The organism is Bordetella sp. 2513F2 (assembly GCF_054642735.1).
The window spans coordinates 687219-711315 of record NZ_CM137755.1 but is presented as its reverse complement, the minus strand read 5'-3'; the positions used below and the strand labels follow the sequence as shown (position 1 = coordinate 711315).

Below are 24097 nucleotides of genomic sequence, written 5' to 3'. Positions count from 1 at the left end.
CGCGTGACGCGGCTGCGGCCGTCAGTGGGCGGGCGGCGGGGACGGTACTGCCGCCACGGCCGGCGGCGCCTTCTGCGGCGCACCGAGGAACAGACGCGGGTCCAGGGGCTGGCCGGCCAGGCGGACCTCGAAATGCAGGTGCGCCCCCGTGGAGCGGCCGGTGGAGCCCACGCGCGCGATCTCCTGGCCGCGCTCGACCAGTTCCCCGGGCTTGACCAAGAGGCTGGACGCATGGGCATAGCGCGTGATGAGGCCGTCGCCATGGTCGATCTCGATCATGTTGCCGTAGCCCGACTGGTACTTGGCTTCCAGCACCACCCCGCCCGAGGCCGCGCGTATGGCGGTGCCCGTGGGCGCGGCGAAATCCAGGCCCTCGTGCATGGCGTAGCGGCCGGTGACCGGATTGCGGCGCCAGCCATAGGACGAACTGAGGTAGGGGTAGTCCTCGCCCACCGGCATGGCCGTCGGCAGGCGGGCCTGGTCGGCCGAGCGGCGCGTGAGCGCGGCGTCGAGCATCTTCAGGTTGTCGGCCTGGCGCAGCATGCGCTCCTGGATCTCATCGAGCTGGCGTCCCAGCGCCTCGGCGGACTCGGGCGAAGGCGGCTGGCGGTCGGTGAAGAGGTCGTCCATGACGTGCGTGGCCTCGTCGGGCACGCCGTGCATTTCGTTGGCCAGCTCCGGATCGGTGTAGGCCACTCCCGCGATCTGGGCCACGCGGCGGCCCAGGCCATCGATGCTCACCAGCTTGGCCTGCAGCGTGCCCACCTTGGCGGCCAGCAGGTTGACGTTCTCGCGCAGGAAGGCCGCATCGCGCTCGGGATGCACCTCGCGGGCATAGGACGGCCAGTCGACGGCATAGGATACGGGCACGACCGGGGTGAAATAGCGTTGCAGGGCCGCGCCGAACAGGGTGGCGATCAGCAGGACGCCGCCCATCAGGGCGGCCAGACGCACACCCCCCAGGGTAAGATGTCCGTCTCGCCCGCCACGGGCGTGCATAATCACGATTTTCAAGGGTCTACATCCTGTTGTCTGAGCCGGCATGAACCGTACTGCCCCATCCCGCCCGCGAACCAAGGCCGGCCGGACCGGCGAAACCGCGCTGGGCTGGCTGGGACACGACGCGCGCGGCGCCGGCGTGCTGGCCACGGCCCGCCTGCACCTGCAGGTGCAGCACGCAGTGGCTGCGCTGCTGCCCCCGGGCCTTGCCGGCGTATGCGTGGTTGCCCGTATGGAGAACCAGCGCTTGCAGCTGGCCGTACCGGCCCCTGCTCACGCTGCCAAGCTGCGGCAGATGGCACCGCGCATTGCACAGGCACTCGCCGCCCAAGGCTGGAACCTTAACGAAATCAGCGTTAAGGTTCAAGCCGGCATGCCGCGCCCCGGGGCAAAACAGCCCCGCCCGCCCAAGACAGCCCAGCCGCTGGGCGAAACGGCGCTGCAGGCCTTCGAGCAGCTGCATGGCCATGTGCGCCCCGGCCCGCTGGCCGACGCCATCGCCCGCCTGCTGGCGCACCACAAGACCTGACGTGAAGCCATGAACGGGATCGGCCGCCCCGAGGCGGCCGATGCATCGTGCTGCCGCGCCGGACAGAACGCCGGCGCTGCGGGGGATTTCAGCTCAGGCCAGCTTCCACTCGTGGCGGAAGGCCTGCGGTGCCTCCGCCTGCGATTCGTAGCTGACCAGTTCCCAGGCGTCCTGCTGGGCCAGCAGCGCGCGCGCCAGCTGGTTGTTCAGGCCATGCCCGGACTTGGACGCCACGTAGCGGGCCACCAGCGGCTTGCCCAGGAGGTAAAGATCGCCGATGGCGTCGAGGATCTTGTGCTTGACGAACTCGTCGTCGTAGCGCAGGCCGTCGCTGTTGAGCACCCGGTACTCGTCCATCACGATGGCGTTGTCCAGGCTGCCGCCGCGCGCCAGGCCCATGGAGCGCAGGGTTTCGACCTCGTTGACGAAGCCGAAGGTGCGCGCGCGCGCGATCTCGCTGACGTACGAATGCGTGGCGAAATCGATCTCGGCGAAGTTGGCCGTGGCGTCGATGGCGGGATGGCGGAAATCGATGGAGAATGCCAGGGCGAAGCCCTCGTGGGGCTCGAGCCGGGCCCACTTGGCATTGCGGCCCTCGCCTTCACGCACTTCAACCGGCTTGCGCACGCGGATGAAGCGTTTGGGCGCGTTTTGCTCGACGATCCCGGCCGAACGCAGCAGGTATACGAAGGTTGCCGCGCTGCCGTCCATGATGGGCACTTCTTCGGCAGTGAGGTCGACGTGCAGGTTGTCGATGCCCAAGCCGGCCAGCGCCGACATCAGGTGCTCGACGGTGGACACGCGCACGTTGCCCTGCTGCAGCACCGACGCCATGCGGGTGTCGCCGACCGCGTCGGCGCGCGCCGGGAGATCCACCACCTGGGGCAGATCGATGCGATGGAATACGATGCCGGTGTTGGCTTCGGCAGGCCGCAGCGTGAGCTCGACCCGCCGCCCGGAATGGACGCCGACGCCTGTCGTGCGGACGAGATTCTGAATGCTGCGCTGTCGGAACATGACGGATACGATGAATGCGGGCGCTCGGGGCAGATCCATGCCCTTGAGGCCGGTGCGATGACAATATTGTAACCCGGGCAGGGTATTGCCGCCATGCAGCTGCCCTGCCTCAAGGGTGTGTCCCCATTTCACTGCGTTACAACAGCCGCTCCGCCCTCGGCCCGCCGCGGGGAACGGCGGGCCGAAGCTGAGGGAGTGGCGGGCCCGTCAGGGCCCGCATGCGACAGTCGTCAGTCGGCCTGCTTGCGCAGGAAGGCCGGGATGTCGAAGTGGTCCATGCCGGAGCTTTCCAGGGCGCGCACCTGGGCCGACGCGTTGCTGCGCGGGTTGCGCATCACGGACGGCATGTCCAGGTTGCGGTAGTCGCCGCCCTGCCCGCCCATCGGCATGTTGTCGGTGCCGGTACGCAGCACTTCGGTGACGTCCTGCACCAGCTGCGGCCGCGACGAGGCCCGGCCGAGGCCGGTGGCAACCACGGTCACGCGCAGGTTCTCGCCCATCGACTCGTCGTAGGCCGTGCCGAAGATCACGGTGGCGTCGTCCGAAGCGTAGCTGCGGATCGTTTCCATGATTTCGCGGGTCTCGCGCATCTTGAGCGAGCGGCTGGCGGTGATGTTGACCAGCACGCCGCGTGCGCCGTTGAGGTCCACGCCCTCGAGCAGCGGGCACGCGATCGCCTTCTCGGCCGCGACGCGGGCGCGGTCGGCGCCGCTGGCGGTCGCCGTGCCCATCATGGCCTGGCCCTGCTCGCCCATGATGGTCTTCACGTCTTCGAAGTCGACGTTGACGTTGCCCTCGACGTTGATGATCTCGGCGATGCCTGCGCAGGCGTTGTGCAGGATGTCGTCGGCCGACTTGAAGCAGTCTTCCTGCGTGGCGTCCTCGTCCATCAGCTCATAGAGGTTCTCGTTGAGGACCACGATGAGCGAGTGCACGTGCTTGCCGAGTTCGGCGATGCCGTCCTCGGCCATCTTCAGGCGCTTGTTGCCCTCGAAGCTGAAGGGTTTGGTGACCACGCCCACGGTCAGGATGCCCAGTTCCTTGGCCACTTCGGCCACGACCGGACCGGCGCCCGTGCCGGTGCCGCCACCCATGCCTGCGGTGATGAACACCATGTGCGCGCCGGTGAGGGCCGCACGGATCTCCTCGCGCGCGGTTTCGGCGGCGGCGCGGCCCTGTTCGGGCTTGGCGCCGGCGCCCAGGCCCGTGCGGCCGAGGCGGATCTGCACCGGCGCGTTGGTCGCGGCCAGTGCCTGGGCATCGGTATTGGCGCAGATGAAATCCACGCCGCTGACACCGCTGCGGATCATGTGGGCGACGGCGTTGCCGCCGGCGCCTCCAACACCCACGACCTTGATCACGGTCCCTTTGGTGTTGTTCTCGAGCATTTCAAAGTTCATCATGGTGACTCCCTCAAGTCCGATTTGCAAATCACAAAAATTCCCCAACATCCTATTTTGTGAATCGCCTCAAAGCAGGTGCCGATCGCGGGATCCGCACCGGATTTGAGACGCCTCATTCGGCCCATGCCGCGGCATGCCGTGGCGCAGACCCGGTCCCGGGCCCTGGGGCCCGATACCGCACAACTCAATTCATGAACCACTCCTTCATGCGCGCCAGCAGCGTCTTGAAGCTGCCCGTCTGCGCCGCGACCTTGCGGCCCCGCACGCGCTGCATGCGGGCTTCCTGCAACAGGCCCATCACTGTCGAGAAACGCGGGTTGCGCATCACGTCGGCGAGGCTGCCTTCGTATTCGGGTACGGCCACGCGCACCGGTTTGAGGAACACATCCTCAGCCAGTTCCACCATGCCGGGCAGCTGCGCGGTGCCGCCGGTCAGCACCACGCCGGAAGCCAGCAGATCTTCGTAGCCCGAGTCGCGCACCACTTGCTGCACCAGGCCGAAGAGCTCCTCCACGCGCGGCTCGATCACGGCGCCGAGGGCCTGGCGCTTGACCTGGCGCGGCCCGCGGTCGCCCAGGCCCGGCACTTCGACGGCCTCGTCCGGACGCGCCAGGATCTGCTTGGCCACGCCGTAGCGCAGCTTGATCTCCTCGGCATCCGGCGTGGGCGTGCGCAGCATGGCGGCGATATCGTTGGTGATCTGGTCGCCGGCGATGGGAATCACCGCCGTGTGGCGGATGGCGCCGCCGGTGAAGATGGCCACGTCGGTCGTGCCGCCGCCGATGTCCACCAGCACCACGCCCAGCTCCTTCTCGTCCGCGGTCAGGCAGGCCAGGCTGGAGGCCAGGGGCTGCAGGATCAGGTCCTGCACTTCCAGGCCGCAGCGGCGCACGCACTTGATGATGTTCTGCGCCGCGCTGACCGCGCCGGTGACGATGTGCACCCGCACCTCCAGGCGCAGGCCGCTCATGCCGATCGGCTCGCGGATGTCCTCCTGGCCGTCGACGATGAACTCCTGGGTCAGCACGTGCAGCACCTGCTGGTCGGTCGGGATGTTCACCGCCTTGGCGGTCTCGATCACGCGCGCCACGTCGGTCGCGGTGACTTCCTTGTCCTTCACGGCCACCATGCCGCTGGAGTTGAAGCTGCGGATGTGGCTGCCCGCGATGCCGGTGTAGACGTCGCGGATCTTGCAGTCGGCCATCAGCTCGGCTTCCTCGAGCGCGCGCTGGATGGAGTTGACCGTGGTCTCGATGTTGACCACCACCCCTTTGCGCATGCCGCGCGATTCGTGCTGGCCCAGGCCGAGCACTTCGAAGCGTCCTTCGGGCAGGATTTCCGCCACGACCGCCACCACTTTGCTGGTGCCGATGTCCAGGGCGACGATGAGGTCCTTGATGTCACGGGTCATGGCGTTAGCGTCTTTTGGATGGTTTTGTCTTGGGTGTGGATTGGTGCTCGTCCGGCAGGGGTGCCAGGGCGAGCGCGAAACCGTTCGGGTAGCGCAGGTCCGCCTGCGTGATCGAGCGGCCCTCGAGCCGGCTCGCCACCACGGGCCAGGCCTGGACGAAGCGCTGGATGCGCGCGGCAAAGGGCAGCGCACCGGGCAAGCCGTGCGGATCGGGAGCATCCGCCCCCGGGTCGCGCCCCAGCTCCAGCGTGACGCCGCTCGACAGGGTGGCCCGCCATGCGTAGCGCGGGCTCAGCGCCAGTTCCGTGACGTGCATGTTCAATGGCGCGAACCAGCGTGCCAGCTCCGCATAGCGCTGCACGACCAGGCTCTCCGTGCCTTCCGGCCCGGCAAAATGCGGCAGGGCCGTCTCGTCGTCCAGTTCGCCCAGGTTGGCCGTGAACGCCTCGCCCCAGGTATTGATCATCTGGTTCTCGTTCCAGCGCGCCAGGGGCTGCTGTTCCTCGATGCGCACCCGCAGCGTGTTCGGCCAGATGCGCCGTACGGTGGCATGCCGCACCCATGGCACCGACTCGAAGACCTCGCGCGCCTGGTCCAGGTCCACGGTGAAGAAGTTGCCCTTGAAGCGGCCGACGATGGCCGAGCGCACGGATGCGGTCGACACATAGTGCAACGTGCTGTCCGGGACGGGCTCGAGCTCGATCGACGTCAGCGTGAAGTACGGACGCTGCGCGACCCAGGCCACGCCGCAGGCGAGCATGACCGCAACCGCCAGCACGGCCAGCGTGTTGGCGATCAGGTTGATGGTGCGGGCGTCGTTCCACACGGCTCCTTCCTGTCAGTCCTGCCGGGCCGGGCTGTGCACTTTGCACGAAGCCTCGGCCAGGATGGCCACGCACAATTCGGCATAGCTCATGCCCACGGCGCGCGCGGCCATGGGCACCAGCGAATGGCTGGTCATGCCCGGCGAAGTATTCATTTCCAGCAGCCACGGCCGCCCCTGCCCATCCAGGATGAAGTCGGCCCGCCCCCAGCCTTCGCAACCCAGGGCGCGGTAGGCCTGCTCGGCGATGCGCCCCACTTCCTCGGCCACCGCCGGCGGGATGTCGGCGGGGCAGAAGTACTGGGTCTCGTCCGAGAAGTACTTGTGCTCGTAGTCGTAGTTGCCGCCGGGCGCGACGATCTCGATCACCGGCAGGGCACGCGCGGCCGCGCCCGTGCCGAGCACGGCAACGGTGAGCTCGCGGCCGGCGATGAACTGTTCCGCCAGCACGCTGCTGTCGTAGCGCGCCGCATCGGCATAGCCCTGCTTCATGTCGGAATAGCCCGCCACCTTGGTGATGCCCACCGTGGAGCCCTCGTGCGGCGGCTTGAGGATCAGCGGCAGGCCCAGCCGGTCGGGCACGGTGCGCAGCTCCGAGCCGGCATCGAGCACTTCGAAGGCAGGCGTGGGCAGGCCGTGCTGCAGCCAGACGCGCTTGGTCATGACCTTGTCCATGGCGAGGCTGGAGGCCATGGGGCCGCTGCCGGTATACGGGATACCCAGCAGTTCCAGGGCGCCCTGTATGGTGCCGTCCTCGCCATAGCGGCCATGCAGCGCGATGAACACCCGGTCGAAGCCTGCCTGGGCCAGCTCGGCCAGGCTCTGGGTGCCGGTGTCGAACAGGTGGGCATCCACCCCGACGCTGCACAGCGCCTCGTGCACGCCGCGGCCGGACATCAGCGATACCTCGCGCTCCGCGGAGCGGCCGCCGTACAGCACGCCGACCCGGCCGAAATCATGGGATTGAGTCATGTTGTCCACCTGGCGCCGGGCGCCGTCTTCCTTGCTCTTCGGGCTCATGTCCGCTCTCCCAGCTGGGCCGGCACACGGCTGATCGAACCGGCGCCCATCACGATGACGACGTCGCCGTCGCGCGCGAAGTCACGCACGGCCTGGGGCAACTCGGCCACGTCGTCCACGAATACGGGCTCCACCTTGCCGGCGACGCGCAGCGCGCGGGCCAGCGAGCGGCCGTCGGCGGCGACCAGCGGCGCCTCGCCGGCCGCATAGACTTCGGTGAGCAGGACGGCGTCGGCCATGCCCAGCACCCGCACGAAGTCCTCGAAGCAGTCGCGCGTGCGGGTATAGCGGTGCGGCTGGAATGCCAGCACGATGCGCCGGGTCGGCCAGGCGCCGCGGGCGGCTTCCAGCGTGGCAGCCATCTCCGCAGGATGGTGGCCATAGTCGTCGACCAGCGTGAAGCTTCCGCCGCCATGTTCGGCCGGCACCGCGATGTCGCCCCACTGCGTGAAGCGCCGCCCCACGCCCTTGAACGCCGCCAGCGCCTCGCAGATGGCCGTGTCGTCCACGCCCAGCTCGGAGGCCACGGCAATCGCGGCAAGGGCATTGCGCACATTGTGCAGCCCGGGCAGGTTCAGCTCGACCTGCAGCGTGGGCAGCTCGAGGTCGCGGTCGCGTCGAAGCACCGAGAAATGCATGCGGGTGCCGTCGGCGCGCACATCCTGGGCGCGGATCTGGGCTTCGGGACTCAGACCGTAGGTCGTGATCGGGCGCGACACCAGCGGCATGATCTCGCGCACATTGGCATCGTCCACGCACAGGATGGCGCTGCCGTAGAACGGCAGCCGCTGGGTGAACTCGATGAAGGCGCTCTTGAGCCGTGCCACGTCATGGCCGTACGTGTCCATGTGGTCGGCATCGATGTTGGTGACGATCGCCATCACGGGCAGCAGGTTGAGGAACGACGCGTCGGACTCGTCGGCCTCGACCACGATGAATTCCCCCTGGCCCAGCTGTGCGTTGGCGCCGGCGGAATTGAGCCGCCCGCCGATCACGAAGGTAGGGTCCAGGCCGCCGGCGGCCAGCACGCTGGCCACCAGGCTGGTCGTGGTGGTCTTGCCGTGCGTGCCGGCCACGGCGATGCCGCGCTTCAGGCGCATCAGCTCGGTGAGCATCACGGCACGGGGCACCACGGGTATGCGCGCCGCCCGGGCAGCCAGCACTTCGGGGTTGTCCCCGGCCACCGCCGTGGACACGACGATGGCGTCCGCGCCGGCCACATTGGCGGCGTCGTGCCCGATGGCCACATGCATGCCCAGGCCGGCCAGGCGTCGTGTCACCGGCGAATCATTGAGGTCCGAGCCGCTGATGCGGTAGCCCAGGTTCAGAAGGACCTCGGCGATGCCGCTCATGCCCGAGCCGCCCACGCCTACGAAGTGAATGTGATTGATGCGATGTTTCATGTGTGGCGCCCCGCTGCCTGAGCGCAGGCGTCGGCAATGCGGGCCGCGGCGTCCGGGCGCGCATGGGAGCGCGCACGTTCGGCGACGGCCTGGAGTTCGTTACGGGTACGCTCGCCCAGCCAGGCTGCGAGCCACTGCGGAGTGAGCGCGTTCTGCGGCTGCAGCCAGGCGGCCTGGGCTGCGCTCAGGTACCGGGCGTTCGCCGTCTGGTGATCGTCGGTGGCATGCGGGAACGGCACGAACAGCGCCGCCACGCCGGCCGCCGCCACTTCGGCGACCGTCATGGCGCCCGCCCTGCAGACCATGAGATCCGCCGCGGCCATGGCGCCCGCCATGTCGTCGATGAAGGCCCGGCAGTCGGCCTGCACGCCGGCCGCGGCGTAGGCCTCGACCAGCGCAGCGATATGCTGCTCGCCCGCCTGGTGCACCACCAGCGGACGCTGCCCGGCCGGGAGCAGGGCCATGGCCTTGGGCAGCGCCTCGTTGAGCGCCTGCGCCCCCAGGCTGCCGCCCACCACGAGCAGGCGCAGCGGGCCGCTGCGGCCGGCGTAGCGCTCTGCCGGAGCAGGCAGCGCGCAAAGGTCGGCGCGCACCGGATTGCCCAGCGCCTCGCCGCGCGGCAGGACGCCCGGGAATCCGCTGAGCACGCGGCGCGCCAGCCGGGCAAGCCAGCGATTGGAAGTGCCTGCCACCGCATTCTGTTCGTGCACCACCAGCGGAATGCCGCGCAGCGCCGCCAGCACGCCGCCCGGAAAGGCGACATAGCCGCCCATGCCGAGCACGACGTCGGGCCGCACCACCGAGAGATGCCGCCAGGCCTGCACCAAGGCACGAGCAAGCACCAGGGGCAGCCGCAGCAATGCCCTGGCGCCCCGTCCGCGCACTCCCTCGAAGTGCAGCGCCACCAGCTCGAAGCCGCGCGGCGGCACCAGGCGCCCTTCCATTTTGTCGGGATTGCCCAGCCACAGCACGCGCCAGCCGCGCGCGCGCAACGTCTCGGCCACGGCCAGACCGGGCATGATGTGTCCGCCGGTGCCGCCAGCCATGATGAGCACGGTGGGCGCGTTCATATCCGCCCTCCCCGCATCATCACGCGGTTCTCGATGTCCACCCGCAGCATCAGCGCGAGCGCGCACAGGTTCATGACGATGCCCGAACCGCCGTAGCTCATCAGCGGCAGGGTCAGCCCCTTGGTGGGCAGCAGCCCGAGGCACACGCCCATGTTGATGAAAGCCTGCACGCCGAACCACATGGCCACGCCATGCGCGGCCAGCCCGGCAAAGGTGCGCTCCATGGCGATGGCCTGCCGGCCGATATCGAAGCCGCGCTGCACCACCACCGCGAACAGCCCGATCACCAGCAGCACGCCGACGAAGCCGAGTTCCTCGCCGACCACGGCCATCAGGAAGTCGGTGTGCGCCTCCGGCAGATAGTGCAGCTTTTCCACGCTGGCGCCCAGGCCCACGCCCAGCCACTCGCCGCGGCCCAGGGCGATGAGGGAGTGCGACAGTTGATAGGCGCTGCCGTAGGCATTGGCCTCGTTCCAGGGATCCAGATAGGCGAACAGGCGCGCGCGGCGCCAGGGCGAAGCCCAGATGAGGACGAGGAAGGTGCCCACCAGCACCAACAGCAGGCTGCTGAAGTACTTGCCATTGATGCCGCCGAGGAACAGGATGCCGATGGCGATCGCCACGATCACCATGAACGCGCCCAGGTCGGGCTCGAGCAGCAGCAGCATGCCCACGCAACCCAGCGCGCATGCCATGGGAAGGAAGCCCCGGGCGAATGCCTGCATGAACTCCTGCTTGCGCACGGTGTAATCGGCGGCGTAGAGCACGGCAGCCAGCTTCATCAGCTCGGACGGCTGGAAATTGATGGGGCCCAGCGGAATCCACCGATGCGCGCCATTGACCTCACGGCCTATGCCCGGCACCAGCACGGCGACGAGCAGCGCCAGCGCCACGCCGAACAGCGGCACGGCCAGCCGCTGCCAGACCCGGATCGGCACCGTGATTACCACCATGGCGGCCAACAGCCCCGTGCCGATGAAGAGGCCGTGGCGCAGGATGAAATAGTAGCGGCCATAGGAGGCGTAGCGCGGGCCGTCAGCCAGGGCGATCGAAGCCGAGTACACCATCAGCAGGCCCAGCAGCAGCAACGTGGTCGCGGCCACGACCAGCGGCATGTCGAAATTGCGCATGCGGGTGCGGCCGGGGCGCACGGCGTTGACGCTGCCAGTCAGTTCGGCAAACAGGCTCATGCAGCCCTACCTTTCTCGTTACCGAGGAATCGGTGCCTGGGATAGCATGCCAAGTTAGGTTCCAGGCGGTGCGAGGGGATGGTTTTCATGCTGGCTGCCCTTGATGGCTCAGGAGGCATTTCCCCCCTCTGCACCCTCTCTTGTCGACCACTGATTAGGCTTTGCGATTGATCGCTGTGTAGGGCGAAGTTGGCGTGCAAGGGATGCCTGACCGATAGCCAAGGAGACTGATCATGACGACCTTCGTCGGAATCGATGTCGCCAAGGAGGTTCATTGGGTCTGCGCCATTGACCCTGGCGGCAACGCACTTATTAACCGCAAGTTGCTCAACACTCCCGAAGACCTGCAACGGCTGGTGACCGAACTGCAAGCGCTGCCGGCGCCGTGGCGTATCGGCATCGATGTGCTGGGTGGTATCGCCTCGCTGGCCCAGGCGATGCTGCTGCATGCCGGCTTCGAGCTCGTTCACGTCAGCGGCCTGGCCGTCAATCGTGCCCGCCAGGGCACGGTGGGCGGCGAGTCCAAGAGCGACCCGCGTGATGCGCGCGTCATCGCCGATCAAGTGCGCACGCGCACGGATCTGCGGCCCGTGACGGCTCAGAGCGAGCTGGATATCGAACTGCGGCTGCTCGTCTCGCGGCGCGGCGATCTGGTCGCCGAACAGACGCGCCGCCTGGCGCGCATGCACGACCTGCTGGTAAGCATCTTTCCCGAACTCGAACATGCGCTGGACCTCACCAGCAAGACGGCCTTGGTTCTGCTCTGCCAGTTCGTCACGCCACTGGAGTGGCGCCAAGCCAGTGACGAGCAGCTGCGTGTGGCCCTGGGGGCGATGGCCAACCGCAGCTACGCGCACAAGCTCATCGCCGCAGCCCGCGGCGCCGCAGCCCGGCAAACTATTACCGTGCCCGGAGAAACCCTGACCGCCCGGCTGATCAAGGAGCTCGCCGCCGAAGCCAGGCATACTCTGGAGCAACTGGCCAGACTCGATCTCGACATCGGGCAACGCCTCTGCGCGCACCCTGATGCGGCCCTCATCCGAAGCCTGCCGGGCATGGGGGCCTTGATGACCGCCCAGTTCATCGCCGAGGCAGGCTCCATCGCGCGCTTCCGATCCGCTGATGCCCTGGCCGCTGCCGCCGGCCTGGCTCCCGTACTCAAGCAGTCCGGCAAATCCCGCCGCTTGCAGCGGCCCCACGGTGGCAACAAGGGGCTCAAGCGCGTGTTCTACCAGGCGGCCTTCGCCTCGCTGCGAAGCCCCGACAGCCGAGCCTTCTACGCGCGCAAACGACAAGAAGGAAAGCGCCACCACCAGGCCGTCATCGCGCTGGCGCGACGGCGCGTCAATGTCCTGTGGGCCGTGCTGCGCGACCGCACGCCATTCAGCCTTCGTACGTCGGCTATGAACGCTTGACAAAAACATTAGGCTGCCCCCTTGGCGCTACGCGCCCTCCCCCCGAGGGGGAATTCGCCCTTGAAGCGGTTCTGCGGGAGCAATGGGCCCCCTTGGCGCTGCGCGCCCCTCCCCCCGAGGGGGAATTCGCCCTTGAAGCGGTTCTGCGGGCTCATGCCACTTCCCCCCGATCCAGTGCGAGTTCGGTGACTTCGTCGGCGAAGACCTGGCCGCGATGGGGATAGTTGCGGAACATGTCCATGCTGGCGCAGGCGGGAGAGAGCAGCACGGCGTCGCCGGGTTGGGCGAGGTCGGCGGCGCGGCGTACGGCTTCGCGCATGTCGCCGGCCGGCACGCACGGCACGCCGGTGGCTGCCAGCACCTCGCCTATGGCCGGGCCATCGGTGCCGATCAGCACCACTGCACGGGCGTGGCGGGCGACCACCGGGGCCAGGGGAGAGAAATCCTGGCCCTTGCCCAGTCCGCCGGCAATCAGCACCACCGGCTGGCCCAGGCCTTCCAGCGCCGCCACGGTGGCGCCCACGTTGGTGCCCTTGCTGTCGTTGATGTAGTCCACGCCGCCGATATTGCGCACCAGCGCGGCGCGATGCGGTTCTCCGGCGTAGTCGCGCAGGGCGCGCAGCATCGGCCCCCAGCCCAGTCCCAGCGTGCGCGCCAGCAGCAGCGCCGCCAGCGCATTCATGGCGTTGTGCATGCCGCGCACCCGCATGGCGTCCGCCGGCATGAGCCGGCTCAGGCGCCCCGTGGGCCGCGTGGGCGGCGGCGCGTTTTTTTTCCTGCGCACGGGTGGCGCCGGCTCGTCGAAATCCTCGGGCTCGCAGGCGGCAAGCCATGCCACGCCATCGCCCAGTTCCAGGCCCATGTCGCCGACCCGCTCGGGCAGGTCGCGGCCGAAACTGCGCACCGACATGGCGTCCAGTGCATCGACCATGCCCACGGTGAGCGCATCGTCCCGGTTCACGATGGCCACGCCAGCCATGCCGAGCAGGCGGGCCTTGGCGCGAGCATAGGCGTCCATGCTGCCGTGCCAGTCCAGGTGGTCTTGCGAGACATTGAGCACCACGGCGGCATCGGCCGACAGGCTGTGCGTGGTCTCGAGCTGGAAACTCGACAGCTCCAGCACCCACACCTGCGGCAGCGCGTCGGCATCGAGCGCATCCATCAGCGCCGCGAGCGCGGCCGGACCGATGTTGCCCGCCGCGCGCACCGACAATCCCGAGGCCTCGACCAGCTGGCGCGTCATGGCCGTGACCGTGGTCTTGCCGTTGGTGCCGGTCACGGCCAGCAGCCGCGGCCGATACCCGCGCGATTCGGCAAGCCGGGCCAGCGCCCTGGCGAACAGCTCGATCTCGCCCACCACTTCGATGCCGCGCGCCGCGGCTTCGGACAGCAGCGCCTGGGCCGGCGCCTGGGCCGGCGGCAGGCCCGGGCTGAGCACGACCTGCGCAACGCCGTCGAGAAGCTCCGGCTCGAAGACATCGCCGCAGCCCAGCCGGTATTCCACCTCGGCGGCCGAGAGCGCCTGCTGCAGGGCTTCCAGGCCACCCTGCCGGGCACGCGTGTCGGCCACGCGCAGCCGGGCGCCCGCACGGGCGCACCAGCGCGCGGCAGCCACGCCCGTCTCGCCCAATCCGAGGATCAGGACGAGCGGCGCGTCATCACGGGTGGCGTCATTCACGTTCATCGCAACTTCAATGTAGAAAGCCCGACCAGCACCAGCATCATGCTGATGATCCAGAAGCGCACGACGACCTGGGTTTCCTTCCAGCCGCCCACCTCGAAGTGGTGGTGCAGGGGCGCCATGCGGAAGATCCGTCGCCCTTCTCCGTATTTGCGCTTGGTGTATTTGAACCAGGTGACCTGCATCATCACCGACAGCGTCTCGACCACGAACACGCCGCCCATGATGAACAGCACGATTTCCTGGCGCACGATCACCGCGATGGTGCCCAGCGCACCGCCCAGGGCCAGCGCGCCCACATCACCCATGAACACCTGGGCCGGATAGGCGTTGAACCACAGAAAGGCCAGCCCCGCGCCGCCGATCGCCGCACACAGCACCATCAGCTCGGCAGCGCCGGGGATGTAGGGAAACAGCAGGTACTTGGAGTAGTCCACGCGGCCTACCACATAAGCGAAGATGCCCAGCGCGCTACCGACCATCACGGTCGGCATGATGGCCAGCCCGTCCAGACCGTCGGTGAGGTTCACGGCGTTGCTCGTGCCCACGATCACCGCCCAGGTGAGCGCCACGAAGCCGAGCACGCCCAGCGGGTAGCTCACGCTCTTGAAGAACGGCACGATCAGGTCGGCGCGCGTGGGCAGCGGCATGGCGAAACCGCTGGAGACCCAGGCCTTGAAGAGCGGCCAGAGCTCGGTATTGGCGGGCGCCGACACGGCGAAGGCCAGGTAGATGGCAGCCACCAGGCCGATCGTGGCCTGCCAGAAGAACTTCTGCCGCGCGGGCATGCCTTCGGGATCGCGGTGCACGACTTTGCGATAGTCATCCATCCAGCCGATCCAGCCGAAGCCGAACGTCACGAGCAGCACCACCCACACGAACCGATTGGTCCAGTCGGCCCACAGCAGCGTGCTGATCGCGATGGCGATGAGAATCAGCGCCCCGCCCATGGTGGGCGTGCCGGTCTTGACCAGGTGGGTCTGCGGGCCATAGGCGCGCACGGCCTGGCCGATCTTCATCTCGGTCAGCTTGCGGATCACGCGAGGGCCCGCCAGCAGGCCGATCAGCAGGGCGGTCGCGCAGGCGAACACCGCTCGCAGTGTGATGTACTGGAACACGCCGATGGCGCTCACGTCATCCGACAGCCAGCGTGCGATCTCAAGCAGCATGCCGGTCTCCCTGCCCTTCGGGCCTGTTGTTGTTGTTCGTAGAAAAAACCTGCACTACCCGCTCCATGCGCATAAAGCGCGAACCCTTGACCAGAACACTGCCCGGCGCGATGGCGCGCAGGGCGACGACGATTTCATCCACGGAGGCGCAGGCGCGGGCCTGCGCGCCGAACGCGGCCGCCGACCCGCGGCTGGCCTCGCCCAGCGTCAGCAGGGCGTCGATGCCGCGCTCGCGGGCGTAGACGCCGACCTCCTCGTGCATCGCGGGGCCGTTCTCGCCCACCTCTCCCATGTCGCCCAGGACCAGCACCCGCGGCGCCGGCAGGCTGGCCAGCACGTCGATGGCCGCCCGCACCGAATCCGGATTGGCGTTGTAGGTGTCGTCGACCAGCACGGTGCCGTCGTCCAGCGTCTTGCGCTGCATCCGTCCGGACACGGCCTGGAACCCGGCCAGCGCCTGCAGGGCCACCGACAGCGGCACGCCGGCCCCGAGGCTGCAGGCGATGGCCGCCAGCGCGTTGCGCAGGTTGTGCAGGCCGGGCACGGACAGCGTCAGGCTGCCGGTGCCCATGGGGGTGACCACGGTGCACGTCGTGCCGCAAGCATCGAACGACACGTCCTGCGCGTACACGTCCAGCCCCGGCTCCAGGCCGAAGCGCAGCGTCCGGCGCGCGCCAGCCTGCCTTTCCCAGATGGGCAGGTACGGTTCGTCGCCCGGATACACGGCCACGCCGTCGTCGGGCAACGCCGCCAGCACGGAACCATTCTCTTCCGCGACGGCTTCCACCGAATGCATGAATTCCTGGTGCTCGCGCTGCGCATTGGTGACCAGGGCCACGGTGGGCGCCGCCATGGCCGCCAGCGTGGCGATCTCGCCAGGATGGTTCATGCCCAGCTCGAATACCGCCGCACGGTGTTCGGAACGCAGGCGCAGCAGCGTGAGCGGCACGCCGATGTCATTGTTGAAGTTGCCCGCCGTCGCCAGGCGGTGCGCCTCGCCCTGCCAGGCAGCCAGTACGGCGGCGATCATTTCCTTGGTCGTGGTCTTGCCGTTGCTGCCGGTGACGGCAATCACAGGGAGGCGGAAGCCGCCGCGCCAGGCGGCGCCGATGCGGCCCAGCGCCTGGCGCGTGTCGCCCAGCACGATCTGCGGCAGGCTGCAGTCCGCGACGCGGTGCGCCACGATGGCTGCGCAGGCGCCGCCCGCCTGGGCCTGGGCGAGATAATCGTGGCCGTCGAAATTGTCGCCGGCCAGCGCCAGGAACAGCTGTCCGGCATCGATGCGCCGGGTATCGGTGGACAAGCCGGGCACCTGCGGCAGCAGCAGGCCCAGCCGCGCCCACTCGCGGTCGTCGAAGGGGAGTTTCTGCCCCGCCACTTCCTGATAGGTTTCATGGCCCTTTCCGGCCAGCAGCACGACGTCCTGCGAAGCGCTGCGCCACAGGGCCTGCAGGATCGCGCGGGCCCGGTCGGGCTCGACGATGGCCCGGGCAGACGCGGGCAGTCCGGCAAGGACCTGCGCGATGATCGCCTGGGGCTGCTCGTCGCGCGGGTTGTCGCTCGTGATCACGACTTCGTCGGCCTGCTCGCCCGCGATGCGGCCCATCTCGGGACGCTTGCCCGCGTCGCGGCCTCCGCCGCAGCCGAACAGGCACACCAGGCGGCCGCCGCGTGCCTGCGCCACCGGGCGCAGCGCAGCCAGGGCCCGGGCCAGGGCGTCGGGCGTATGAGAGTAGTCCACCACGGCCAGCGGAGCGCGCGCCGTGCCGGCGAGGCCCGGCACGCCGGTGCCGACCACGTCGAGACGGCCAGCCACGGGCTCGGCGGCAGCCAGTTCGCGCGCGACCTCGCTCAATCCCAGGCCCAGCCGCGACAGCACGCCGGCCACCAGCAGCAGGTTGGCGACGTTGTGCGCGCCGAGGAGGCGCGTAAGGATCTGCGCCTCGCCCTCCGGCATCATCAGCGTGAAGACCTGTCCGTCGGCGGCAGGCCGGATATCGCGCGCGCGCACCTCGGCGGCCGCATCGCCGCGCAGCGAGCATGCCGTGGCCATCCCGGCAGGCAGCCCCGCTGCCAGGCGCGCCACGACCGGGTCGTCGATGTTCATGACCGCCGCGCCCAGCCCGGGCCAGCGGAACAGGCGGGCCTTGGCTTGCTCGTAGCCGGCCATGTCGCCGTGGTAGTCCAGGTGGTCGCGCGTGAAATTGGTGTAGCCCGCCACCGCGATGCGCACGCCGTCCAGCCGCCCCTGCTCCAGCCCGATGGAGGACGCTTCCAGCGCGACGGCCACCGCTCCCGCGGCCCGCATGCGGGCCAGCAGCCGATGCGTGCTCAGCACGTCGGGCGTGGTCAGGGTTTCGGCCAGCAGGGTACCATCGGGCAGCCGGGCGCCGAGCGTGCCGATGCTGCCGCAGGGCCGCTGCAGCCGCGTGAGGGCGGCAGCGATCCAGTGCACGCATGAGGTCTTGCCATTGGTGCCCGTCACCGCCACCACACTGAGTCCGGCGGACGGCCTGCCATACCAGGCATCGGCCAGCTCGCCCAGCATGGCGCGCAACCCGGCCACAGGCAGCACGTCCGCCCCGGCGGGCGACGCGTCGCCGGAGGCTTCGCACAGCACGGCGGCGGCGCCGCGAGCCCGCGCCTGCTCTATATATAGCCGCCCATCCGTGCGCAGGCCCGCGCAGGCAATGAATACGTCGCCGGATGCAAGCTGGCGCGAGTCCAGGTGCAGGTGCGCGTCGGCGCGTACGCGCGCGCGCAGCCAATCCAGGACCTGGGCCGAGGTCGCGGCGGGCATGGGCAGGGCTGGCGTCCGTTCGCTCATTGCCCGCCCTCCGGCACGCCGGCCACGATGGTCGACTCGAACGGCGCGTCCGGCTGCACGCCCATCAGGCGCAGGCTGCCGCCCACGACCCGGGAGAACACCGGCGCAGCGATGGCGCCGCCGTAGTAGCCGCCGACCTTGGGCTCGTCGATGGATACCGCCACCACGATCTTGGGGTCGGACACGGGCGCGAAACCCACGAAAGAGCTGCGGTAGCGCTGCGTGCTGTACTTGCCGTCGATGATCTTGCGCGCCGTGCCGCTCTTGCCCGCGACGCGGTAGCCCTGCACTTGGGCGGCCTTGGCGCCATCCGGACCGGCCGCGGCCTCGAGCATGGAGCGCACCAGCTGCGCGGTGTGCGGGGTATAGACCCGCACGCTGGTAGGCGCGCTGTCGCGCTTGACCAGCGTGAGCGACACCATGTCGCCATCGCGCGCGAACACGGTATACGCGCGCGCCGCCTGCAGCAGCGAAACCGACAGCCCGTAGCCATAGGCCATGGTGGCCTTCTCGATCAGGCGCCAGCGCTCCCAGGGCCGCAGGCGGCCCGGCGCCGCGCCGGGGAATCCAAGCTGGGGCGCCTGGCCCAACCCGAGTTCGGTGAAGCGGTTCCACATCTCGCGCGCCTCCAGGCGCTCCGAGATCATGGTCATGCCTATGTTGCTGGACCGGCGCAGGATCCCGGCCACGTCCAGGACACCATTGCGGCTCACGTCGCTGATGGTGCTGCCCTGGTACTGGAAACGGCCATTGCCCGTATCGAACTGCGTGCCCGGCGTGACGCGACCCAGGTCCAGCGCCAGCGCGGCGGTGAACGGCTTCATGATCGAGCCGGGCTCGAAGGTGTCGGTGATCGCCTGGTTGCGCAGATTGGTGGCGGTGAGCGTGTCGCGGCGATTGGGGTCGAAGGTGGGCAGGCTGGCCAGCGCCAGGATCTCGCCGGTGCGCACATCGACAATCACGGCGGTGGCGCCGCGCGCTTCGTGCTTGGTCACCGCGTCGTTGAGTTCCTTGTACAGCAGGTACTGCAGCCGCGTATCGATCGACAGGCGCAGGTCGCGGCCGTCCACAGGCAGGTTCACCGCCTGCACGTCCTCGATGACGCGGCCCAGGCGGTCCTTGATGACGCGCCTGCTCCCCGGCTTGCCGGACAGCAGGTCGTTGAAGCTGAGCTCCACCCCTTCCTGGCCCTGGTCCTCGACGTTGTTGAAGCCCACCACGTGTGCCGTGACCTCGCCTTCAGGGTAATAGCGGCGCGACTCGGGCTGCTGGTGGATGCCGGGCATGCCCAGCGCCTTGATCTTCTCGGCCACGTCCATCGGCACCTGGCGCTTCAGGTACACGAAATTGCGCTCTTCGTCGGCCAGGCGGCCGCGCAGATCGGACTCGGGCATCTCGAGCAGCCTGGCCAGCGCGCCGAACTGCTTGGCATCGGCCTGCCGGGCGTCTTCCGGAATCGCCCAGATGGCCCGCGCCGGCACGCTGGAGGCCAGCACCACGCCATTGCGGTCGAGGATCTTGCCGCGCGTGGCCGCCAGCGTGAGGGTGCGCTCGTAGCGGCGCTCGCCCTGCTGCTGCAGGAATTCGGTGGACAGCCCCTGCAGGAACAGGGCCCGTCCTGCCAGCACCAGGAAGCCGCCGAAGAGCAGGATCAACACCAGGCGCGCGCGCCACATCGGCAGCTGGCCGCGCAGCACGGGATTGTCGAAGAACGGGACGCGCTTCATTGCGCGCCTCCGGAGGGCTCGGCAATGGGCGCCTGGTTGATGTAGATGGTGCGGTCGGGCACGATGGGAATCAGCTTGAGCTCTTCACGCGCCGCGCGGTCGACCCGCGCATTGCGTGCCAGCTCGGCGCGTTCGAGCTGCAGGCGGCGCCAGTCGATGTCCAGGTCACGCGCCTCGGCCTGGCTGCGGCCCAGCTCGACGAACAGCTGGCGCGACTGATACCGGCTCGTGACCAGCGAAATGGCAGAGAGCATCAACAAGGCGGCGATGACCACGCTCAGGCGCCCCATCATTGCCTCCTGCCGCGCGCAGGCGCGCGCCGCGCGCGCGCCGCCAGCGGCTCATCGGGAACGAATCCCGCCGCGTCGCCCACCGGCACGTCGGTGCGTTCGGCGGCGCGCAGCACCGCCGAACGGGCGCGTGGATTGGCCGCGATTTCCTCGTCGCTGGCCAGCACGCGGCCCAGCGGCCGCAACACCGGCTGGGGGAGCTCGCTTTCCCGCAGGGGCAGGCGCGGGTGCCCCGCGGCCGGCCGGGCGGCCGCCGCGATGCACTGCTTGACCATGCGGTCTTCCAGCGAATGAAAGCTGATCACCGCCAACCTCCCCCCCGGGGCGAGCAGATCTAGAGCTGACGCGAGGGCGCGCGCGAGCTCTTCGAGTTCCCGATTGATGTAAATCCGTAGAGCCTGAAAGGTGCGTGTGGCCGGATGCTGGCCCTTTTCGCGCGTGCGGACGGCGCTGGCGACGCACTCGGCAAGCTCGAGCGTGGTGCGCAGCGGCCGTGTTGCGCGGCGAGCAGCAATCGCCTTTGCAACCTGAAAAGCAAACCGTTCTTCGCCATAATCCGCGATGACCTCCCGCATCTCATCCACGCTGGCTTGCGCCAGCCACTCCGCGGCGGTGACGCCGCGGCTGGTATCCATCCTCATGTCGAGCGGCCCTTCCCGCATGAACGAGAAGCCGCGCCCGGCATCGTCGACCTGGGGCGAGGACACGCCCAGGTCCAGCATCACGCCATCGATCTGCTCGATGCCGCGGTCCTTCAGTTCTTCTGCCATGGTGGCGAAGCCGCCATGCACCACGTCCACTCTCGCGTCGGCGGCGGCCAGCTCCCGGGCCACGGCAATGGCCTGCGGATCCTTGTCGAACACCACCAGCCGAGCCTGGGGACCTATCCGACCCAGCAGCTCGCGGCTGTGTCCGCCGCGCCCGAACGTCCCGTCCACGTAGATGCCCTGCTCCCGGCGACGGAGGTCGGCCTGCGCATCCCGCCGGGGCGACCGGGCCGCGCCCTTGCCGCCGAATTCGGGCAGCAGCAACGCGTCCACCGTCGGCTCCAGCAGCACGGGCCGATGTTCGAAGTCCATACGCGGTTTCAGAACGAAAACTGGTTCAACACGTCCGGCATCCCCTTGGCCAGGTCTTCCGCCTCGCGGCGGGCCAGGGAAGCGGCATCCCACAGCTCGAAGTGAGCGCCCATGCCAAGCAGCATCACCTCGCGCGCCATACCGGAAGCGTTGCGCAGTTCAGGTGCGATGAGGACACGGCCGGCGCCGTCGATCTCGACATCCTGGGCGTTTCCCAGCAACAGCCGCTGCAGCGCACGCGCCGACATGGGAAAAGCGGCGATCTGCTCGCGCTTCTTCTCCCACTCGGGCCGCGGATACACCAGCAGGCAGCCATCCGGGTGGCGGGTCAGGGTCAGCTTGCCGTCAGCCTGCTCGGCGAGCGCGTCACGATACCGGGTCGGAATCGAGATCCGCCCCTTGGCATCCATCGTCAGCGCGCTGCTACCCTGAAACACCAATTCGCCCCACTTAGTTGCACAAATTCCTACTTTTTCCCACTCTACGGGAACGGCACAGGCCGGTCAAGCGAGTGGTTGCAATTTTTTCAATCACAACAAGGACTTAGGGCAATCTGTAAATGGGCGCACGAAAAAACCCCCTGAGAAATCAGGGGGTTGCAGGGTCAACTAAAAGTCGTTCCTGAGAATCGCCGAAAAAGGCCCGCCGGAACCGGCTTTGCATTGTCTTACCTTGCGTGCCGGTTGGGTACGCGGACCGCGGAATCTGTGCAGGACAGGTCTGTAGGCCGGATTCTGTACGCCGGGCTTCCCCGGCGGGCAATCATTCCTCTGCGCCAGGCATTGCTGCCTGGCTGTAGCCATCTACCCGCATGCTCGGACGGGCCGCCCTTCCCGGCGCCGAAGCGCCGCACGCATGCCTATTTGATGTTGCTCCGGATAGAGGTTGCCGCGTTTCACCCTGCGACGCCGCCGCCCGTTGCCGGACGGCACGGCACGGAGATGGCCGTGCCGGTGCGCGCCGATGGCGCGCCCGCCTCGCAGACTCGTCTCTGTGGCCCTGTTCCTCGCCCGGTCGGCGGTGGTGAGACCGCCGGCCAGCCGGACGGCCGTTAGCCGTTATCCTGCCCTGTGGAGTCCGGACCTTCCTCGACGGAACGCGCCGCCGCGATTGCCCGACCTGCCTGCACCGCCATTGTACCGCCCCCGCACTGGGCGGCGGCCCGGCGGGTTCCTGCGACAATATCCCCTGACGCTTTCTCTACAGGGCCTCATGGCTACCACCACCCTCATCACGCTCACCGACGTTCAACTGGCCTACGGCCACCATCCCCTGCTGGATCATGCCGACCTGGCCGTGCAGCAGGGCGAACGCATCGGCCTGATCGGCCGCAACGGCGCCGGCAAGTCTTCGCTGCTGCGCCTGCTCGACGGCCGTGCGCAGCCCGACGATGGCGATATCGCCCGCACCTCAGGGCTGCGGGTGGCCACGGTGGAACAGGAGCCGGCCCTCGACGAGGCCGCCACCATCTACGAGGCGATCAGCCGGCTGGAGGCCCACCCCGAAGACTGGGAACGTCCGGCGCGGGTACGTGCCACGCTGGAGCGGCTCGGCCTGCCGGCCGATGCCGCGGTGGGCGGGCTGTCGGGCGGGATGCGCAAGCGCGTTGCGCTGGCGCAGGCGCTGGTCGACGAACCCGACCTGCTGCTGCTCGACGAACCCACCAACCATCTGGACTTCGAAGGCATTGCCTGGCTGGAATCGCTGCTGCGCAGCTGGAAAGGAGCCGCCGTCATCATCACCCACGACCGCCGCTTCCTCGATGCCGTCGCCACGCGCATCGTCGAACTCGACCGCGGGAAGCTGCTCAGCTTCCCGGGCAATTTTTCGCAATGGCAGGAGCGCAAGGCCCAGTGGCTGGAAGCCGAGCGCCTGGAGCAGGCGCGCTTCGACAAGCTGCTGGCCCAGGAAGAAGTCTGGATCCGCAAGGGCGTGGAAGCCCGGCGCACACGCAACGAGGGCCGGGTGCGCCGGCTGGAGCGCCTGCGCGTGGAGCGCGCGCAGCGCCGCGAGCGCGTGGGCAACGTGAACCTGGCGCTCGCTGAAGGACAGCGCTCGGGCAAGCTGGTGGCCGAACTCGAGCACGTGAGCAAGGCATACGGCGAGCGGCAGGTGGTGCGCGACTACTCCACCACCGTGCTGCGTGGCGACCGCATCGGCATCGTTGGCCCCAACGGCGCGGGCAAGACCACGCTGCTGCGCATCATCCTCGGCGAACTCGCGCCCGACAGCGGCACCGTGCGCCTGGGCACCAACGTCGCGGTGGCCTATTTCGACCAGATGCGCGAGCAGCTCGACGAACGGGCCACACTGGCCGACGTCATCAGCCCGGGAAGCGAATGGGTGGAAATAGGCGGGACCCGCAAGCACGTGATGAGCTACCTGGGTGACTTCCTGTTCTCGCCGGCCCGCGCGGCCTCTCCCGTCAGCAGCCTGTCGGGCGGCGAACGCGCCCGATTGCTGCTGGCGCGCCTGTTCGCGAGGCCGGCCAACGTGCTGGTGCTGGACGAACCCACCAATGATCTCGACATCGAGACCCTTGAACTGCTCGAGGAACTGCTGCAGGAATACACCGGCACCGTGCTGCTGGTGAGCCACGATCGCGCATTCCTGAACAACGTCGTGACCCAGACCATCGCCAGCGAAGGCGACGGCATCTGGCGGGACTACGTAGGCGGATACGACGAATGGGTCGCGCAGCGGCCAGCGCCCGCATCCGACACCGGCAAGGCTGCCTCGGAGCGCGGCGACGAGGCCGCAGCCCGGCCGGCGCCGGCGCGCAGCAAGCCGGCGCGCACCACGCGCCTCACGTCATGGGAATTGCGGGAACTCGAAGGACTGCCCGATGCCATTGCCGACATCGAGGCGCGCCAGGCGGCGCTCACGGAGAAGCTGGCCGATGGCTCGCTCTACCGCGACGCGCCCGACGAAGTGGCGCGCATCAATGAAGCGCTGGCCACGCTGCAGGCCGAGCTGGAGTCCCGCTTCGAGCGCTGGGAGCAGCTCGAGGCGCGCCGCGCCGGCGAGCAGCCCGAAGGCTGACT

The 24097-nt window shown here is 68.8% G+C and carries 19 protein-coding genes and 1 other RNA gene; 3 read left to right on the top strand and 17 right to left on the bottom strand.

The genetic code is table 11. From position 1 onward, the window contains the following. Positions 1–21: 21 nt before the first annotated feature. The gene (locus ACYBYQ_RS03375) at positions 22–999 is read right to left on the bottom strand and encodes a M23 family metallopeptidase (RefSeq protein WP_459618699.1); all 978 of its coding nucleotides are present in this window, start codon (positions 997–999) and stop codon (positions 22–24) included. A 43-nt stretch (positions 1000–1042) separates the two neighbouring features. Between ACYBYQ_RS03375 and ACYBYQ_RS03370 the strand changes: the two genes are divergently transcribed. After that, positions 1043–1528: a DciA family protein gene (locus ACYBYQ_RS03370; RefSeq protein WP_459616971.1), complete on the top strand. Its 486-nt coding sequence runs from the start codon at positions 1043–1045 to the stop codon at positions 1526–1528. 93 nt (positions 1529–1621) lie between these two features. On the opposite strand, the gene lpxC is transcribed toward ACYBYQ_RS03370, so the two are convergent. From lpxC to ftsW, 8 genes are all read right to left on the bottom strand, one after another. Then, a complete protein-coding gene (gene lpxC, locus ACYBYQ_RS03365; RefSeq protein WP_459618698.1) occupies positions 1622–2545 on the bottom strand; it encodes a UDP-3-O-acyl-N-acetylglucosamine deacetylase in 924 nt (307 codons plus the stop codon). Between the two features lie 230 nt (positions 2546–2775). Then, entirely contained in the window at positions 2776–3948 is a 1173-nt protein-coding gene (gene ftsZ, locus ACYBYQ_RS03360; protein WP_459616970.1) for a cell division protein FtsZ, read from the bottom strand. A 184-nt stretch (positions 3949–4132) separates the two neighbouring features. Next, entirely contained in the window at positions 4133–5359 is a 1227-nt protein-coding gene (ftsA, locus tag ACYBYQ_RS03355) for a cell division protein FtsA (protein WP_459616969.1), read from the bottom strand. Positions 5360–5363: 4 nt separating this feature from the next. After that, positions 5364–6185 carry a cell division protein FtsQ/DivIB gene (locus ACYBYQ_RS03350; protein WP_459616968.1) on the bottom strand — a complete coding sequence of 274 codons (822 nt, stop codon included), beginning with the start codon at positions 6183–6185 and terminating at the stop codon, positions 5364–5366. 12 nt (positions 6186–6197) lie between these two features. Beyond that, on the bottom strand, positions 6198–7154 hold the full coding sequence (locus ACYBYQ_RS03345) for a D-alanine--D-alanine ligase (protein WP_459618697.1): 957 nt from the start codon (positions 7152–7154) through the stop codon (positions 6198–6200). Between the two features lie 44 nt (positions 7155–7198). Then, positions 7199–8605 carry a UDP-N-acetylmuramate--L-alanine ligase gene (gene murC, locus ACYBYQ_RS03340; RefSeq protein ID WP_459616967.1) on the bottom strand — a complete coding sequence of 469 codons (1407 nt, stop codon included), beginning with the start codon at positions 8603–8605 and terminating at the stop codon, positions 7199–7201. Then, the gene (gene murG, locus ACYBYQ_RS03335; RefSeq protein ID WP_459616966.1) at positions 8602–9675 is read right to left on the bottom strand and encodes an undecaprenyldiphospho-muramoylpentapeptide beta-N-acetylglucosaminyltransferase; all 1074 of its coding nucleotides are present in this window, start codon (positions 9673–9675) and stop codon (positions 8602–8604) included. Before murG ends, murC begins: the two co-directional genes overlap by 4 nt. Further along, positions 9672–10865 (bottom strand): putative lipid II flippase FtsW, encoded by a 1194-nt coding sequence (gene ftsW, locus ACYBYQ_RS03330; RefSeq protein WP_459616965.1) that lies wholly within the window; start codon positions 10863–10865, stop codon positions 9672–9674. The genes murG and ftsW overlap by 4 nt, the downstream gene beginning before the upstream one ends. Before the next feature lie 233 nt (positions 10866–11098). Between ftsW and ACYBYQ_RS03325 the strand changes: the two genes are divergently transcribed. Beyond that, positions 11099–12280 carry an IS110 family RNA-guided transposase gene (locus tag ACYBYQ_RS03325; protein ID WP_459616964.1) on the top strand — a complete coding sequence of 394 codons (1182 nt, stop codon included), beginning with the start codon at positions 11099–11101 and terminating at the stop codon, positions 12278–12280. A 151-nt stretch (positions 12281–12431) separates the two neighbouring features. On the opposite strand, the gene murD is transcribed toward ACYBYQ_RS03325, so the two are convergent. The 8 genes from murD to rnpB all read right to left on the bottom strand — a co-directional run bounded on the left by murD (position 12432) and on the right by rnpB (position 22179). Further along, entirely contained in the window at positions 12432–13964 is a 1533-nt protein-coding gene (gene murD, locus ACYBYQ_RS03320; RefSeq protein ID WP_459616963.1) for a UDP-N-acetylmuramoyl-L-alanine--D-glutamate ligase, read from the bottom strand. Then, a complete protein-coding gene (mraY, locus tag ACYBYQ_RS03315; protein WP_459616962.1) occupies positions 13961–15130 on the bottom strand; it encodes a phospho-N-acetylmuramoyl-pentapeptide-transferase in 1170 nt (389 codons plus the stop codon). Before mraY ends, murD begins: the two co-directional genes overlap by 4 nt. Then, entirely contained in the window at positions 15120–17957 is a 2838-nt protein-coding gene (murF, locus tag ACYBYQ_RS03310; protein WP_459616961.1) for a bifunctional UDP-N-acetylmuramoyl-L-alanyl-D-glutamate--2,6-diaminopimelate ligase MurE/UDP-N-acetylmuramoyl-tripeptide--D-alanyl-D-alanine ligase MurF, read from the bottom strand. The genes mraY and murF overlap by 11 nt, the downstream gene beginning before the upstream one ends. Beyond that, positions 17954–19684 (bottom strand): peptidoglycan D,D-transpeptidase FtsI family protein, encoded by a 1731-nt coding sequence (locus tag ACYBYQ_RS03305; RefSeq protein ID WP_459616960.1) that lies wholly within the window; start codon positions 19682–19684, stop codon positions 17954–17956. The genes murF and ACYBYQ_RS03305 overlap by 4 nt, the downstream gene beginning before the upstream one ends. Further along, positions 19681–19974 carry a cell division protein FtsL gene (ftsL, locus tag ACYBYQ_RS03300; RefSeq protein ID WP_459616959.1) on the bottom strand — a complete coding sequence of 98 codons (294 nt, stop codon included), beginning with the start codon at positions 19972–19974 and terminating at the stop codon, positions 19681–19683. The genes ACYBYQ_RS03305 and ftsL overlap by 4 nt, the downstream gene beginning before the upstream one ends. Continuing rightward, on the bottom strand, positions 19974–21053 hold the full coding sequence (rsmH, locus tag ACYBYQ_RS03295) for a 16S rRNA (cytosine(1402)-N(4))-methyltransferase RsmH (RefSeq protein ID WP_459616958.1): 1080 nt from the start codon (positions 21051–21053) through the stop codon (positions 19974–19976). The genes ftsL and rsmH overlap by 1 nt, the downstream gene beginning before the upstream one ends. An 8-nt stretch (positions 21054–21061) precedes the next feature. Further along, positions 21062–21490, bottom strand: a complete 429-nt coding sequence (gene mraZ / locus ACYBYQ_RS03290; RefSeq protein ID WP_459616957.1) for a division/cell wall cluster transcriptional repressor MraZ — start codon at positions 21488–21490, stop codon at positions 21062–21064. 269 nt (positions 21491–21759) lie between these two features. Then, positions 21760–22179, bottom strand: an RNA gene (rnpB, locus tag ACYBYQ_RS03285) — RNase P RNA component class A. Positions 22180–22265: 86 nt separating this feature from the next. On the opposite strand from rnpB, the gene ACYBYQ_RS03280 reads away from it, so the two are divergent. Continuing rightward, positions 22266–24095 (top strand): ATP-binding cassette domain-containing protein, encoded by a 1830-nt coding sequence (locus tag ACYBYQ_RS03280; protein WP_459616956.1) that lies wholly within the window; start codon positions 22266–22268, stop codon positions 24093–24095. Positions 24096–24097: the final 2 nt, after the last annotated feature.

What these genes read in the sequence shown, in the direction of transcription:
- ACYBYQ_RS03375 (WP_459618699.1), bottom strand. Translation starts at nt 999, where the DNA reads ATGCACGCCCGTGGCGGGCGAGACGGACATCTTACCCTGGGGGGTGTG.
- ACYBYQ_RS03370 (WP_459616971.1), top strand. Translation starts at nt 1,043, where the DNA reads ATGAACCGTACTGCCCCATCCCGCCCGCGAACCAAGGCCGGCCGGACC.
- lpxC (WP_459618698.1), bottom strand. Translation starts at nt 2,545, where the DNA reads ATGTTCCGACAGCGCAGCATTCAGAATCTCGTCCGCACGACAGGCGTC.
- ftsZ (WP_459616970.1), bottom strand. Translation starts at nt 3,948, where the DNA reads ATGATGAACTTTGAAATGCTCGAGAACAACACCAAAGGGACCGTGATC.
- ftsA (WP_459616969.1), bottom strand. Translation starts at nt 5,359, where the DNA reads ATGACCCGTGACATCAAGGACCTCATCGTCGCCCTGGACATCGGCACC.
- ACYBYQ_RS03345 (WP_459618697.1), bottom strand. Translation starts at nt 7,154, where the DNA reads ATGACTCAATCCCATGATTTCGGCCGGGTCGGCGTGCTGTACGGCGGC.
- murC (WP_459616967.1), bottom strand. Translation starts at nt 8,605, where the DNA reads ATGAAACATCGCATCAATCACATTCACTTCGTAGGCGTGGGCGGCTCG.
- murG (WP_459616966.1), bottom strand. Translation starts at nt 9,675, where the DNA reads ATGAACGCGCCCACCGTGCTCATCATGGCTGGCGGCACCGGCGGACAC.
- ftsW (WP_459616965.1), bottom strand. Translation starts at nt 10,865, where the DNA reads ATGAGCCTGTTTGCCGAACTGACTGGCAGCGTCAACGCCGTGCGCCCC.
- ACYBYQ_RS03325 (WP_459616964.1), top strand. Translation starts at nt 11,099, where the DNA reads ATGACGACCTTCGTCGGAATCGATGTCGCCAAGGAGGTTCATTGGGTC.
- murD (WP_459616963.1), bottom strand. Translation starts at nt 13,964, where the DNA reads ATGAACGTGAATGACGCCACCCGTGATGACGCGCCGCTCGTCCTGATC.
- mraY (WP_459616962.1), bottom strand. Translation starts at nt 15,130, where the DNA reads ATGCTGCTTGAGATCGCACGCTGGCTGTCGGATGACGTGAGCGCCATC.
- murF (WP_459616961.1), bottom strand. Translation starts at nt 17,957, where the DNA reads ATGAGCGAACGGACGCCAGCCCTGCCCATGCCCGCCGCGACCTCGGCC.
- ACYBYQ_RS03305 (WP_459616960.1), bottom strand. Translation starts at nt 19,684, where the DNA reads ATGAAGCGCGTCCCGTTCTTCGACAATCCCGTGCTGCGCGGCCAGCTG.
- ftsL (WP_459616959.1), bottom strand. Translation starts at nt 19,974, where the DNA reads ATGGGGCGCCTGAGCGTGGTCATCGCCGCCTTGTTGATGCTCTCTGCC.
- rsmH (WP_459616958.1), bottom strand. Translation starts at nt 21,053, where the DNA reads ATGGACTTCGAACATCGGCCCGTGCTGCTGGAGCCGACGGTGGACGCG.
- ACYBYQ_RS03280 (WP_459616956.1), top strand. Translation starts at nt 22,266, where the DNA reads ATGGCTACCACCACCCTCATCACGCTCACCGACGTTCAACTGGCCTAC.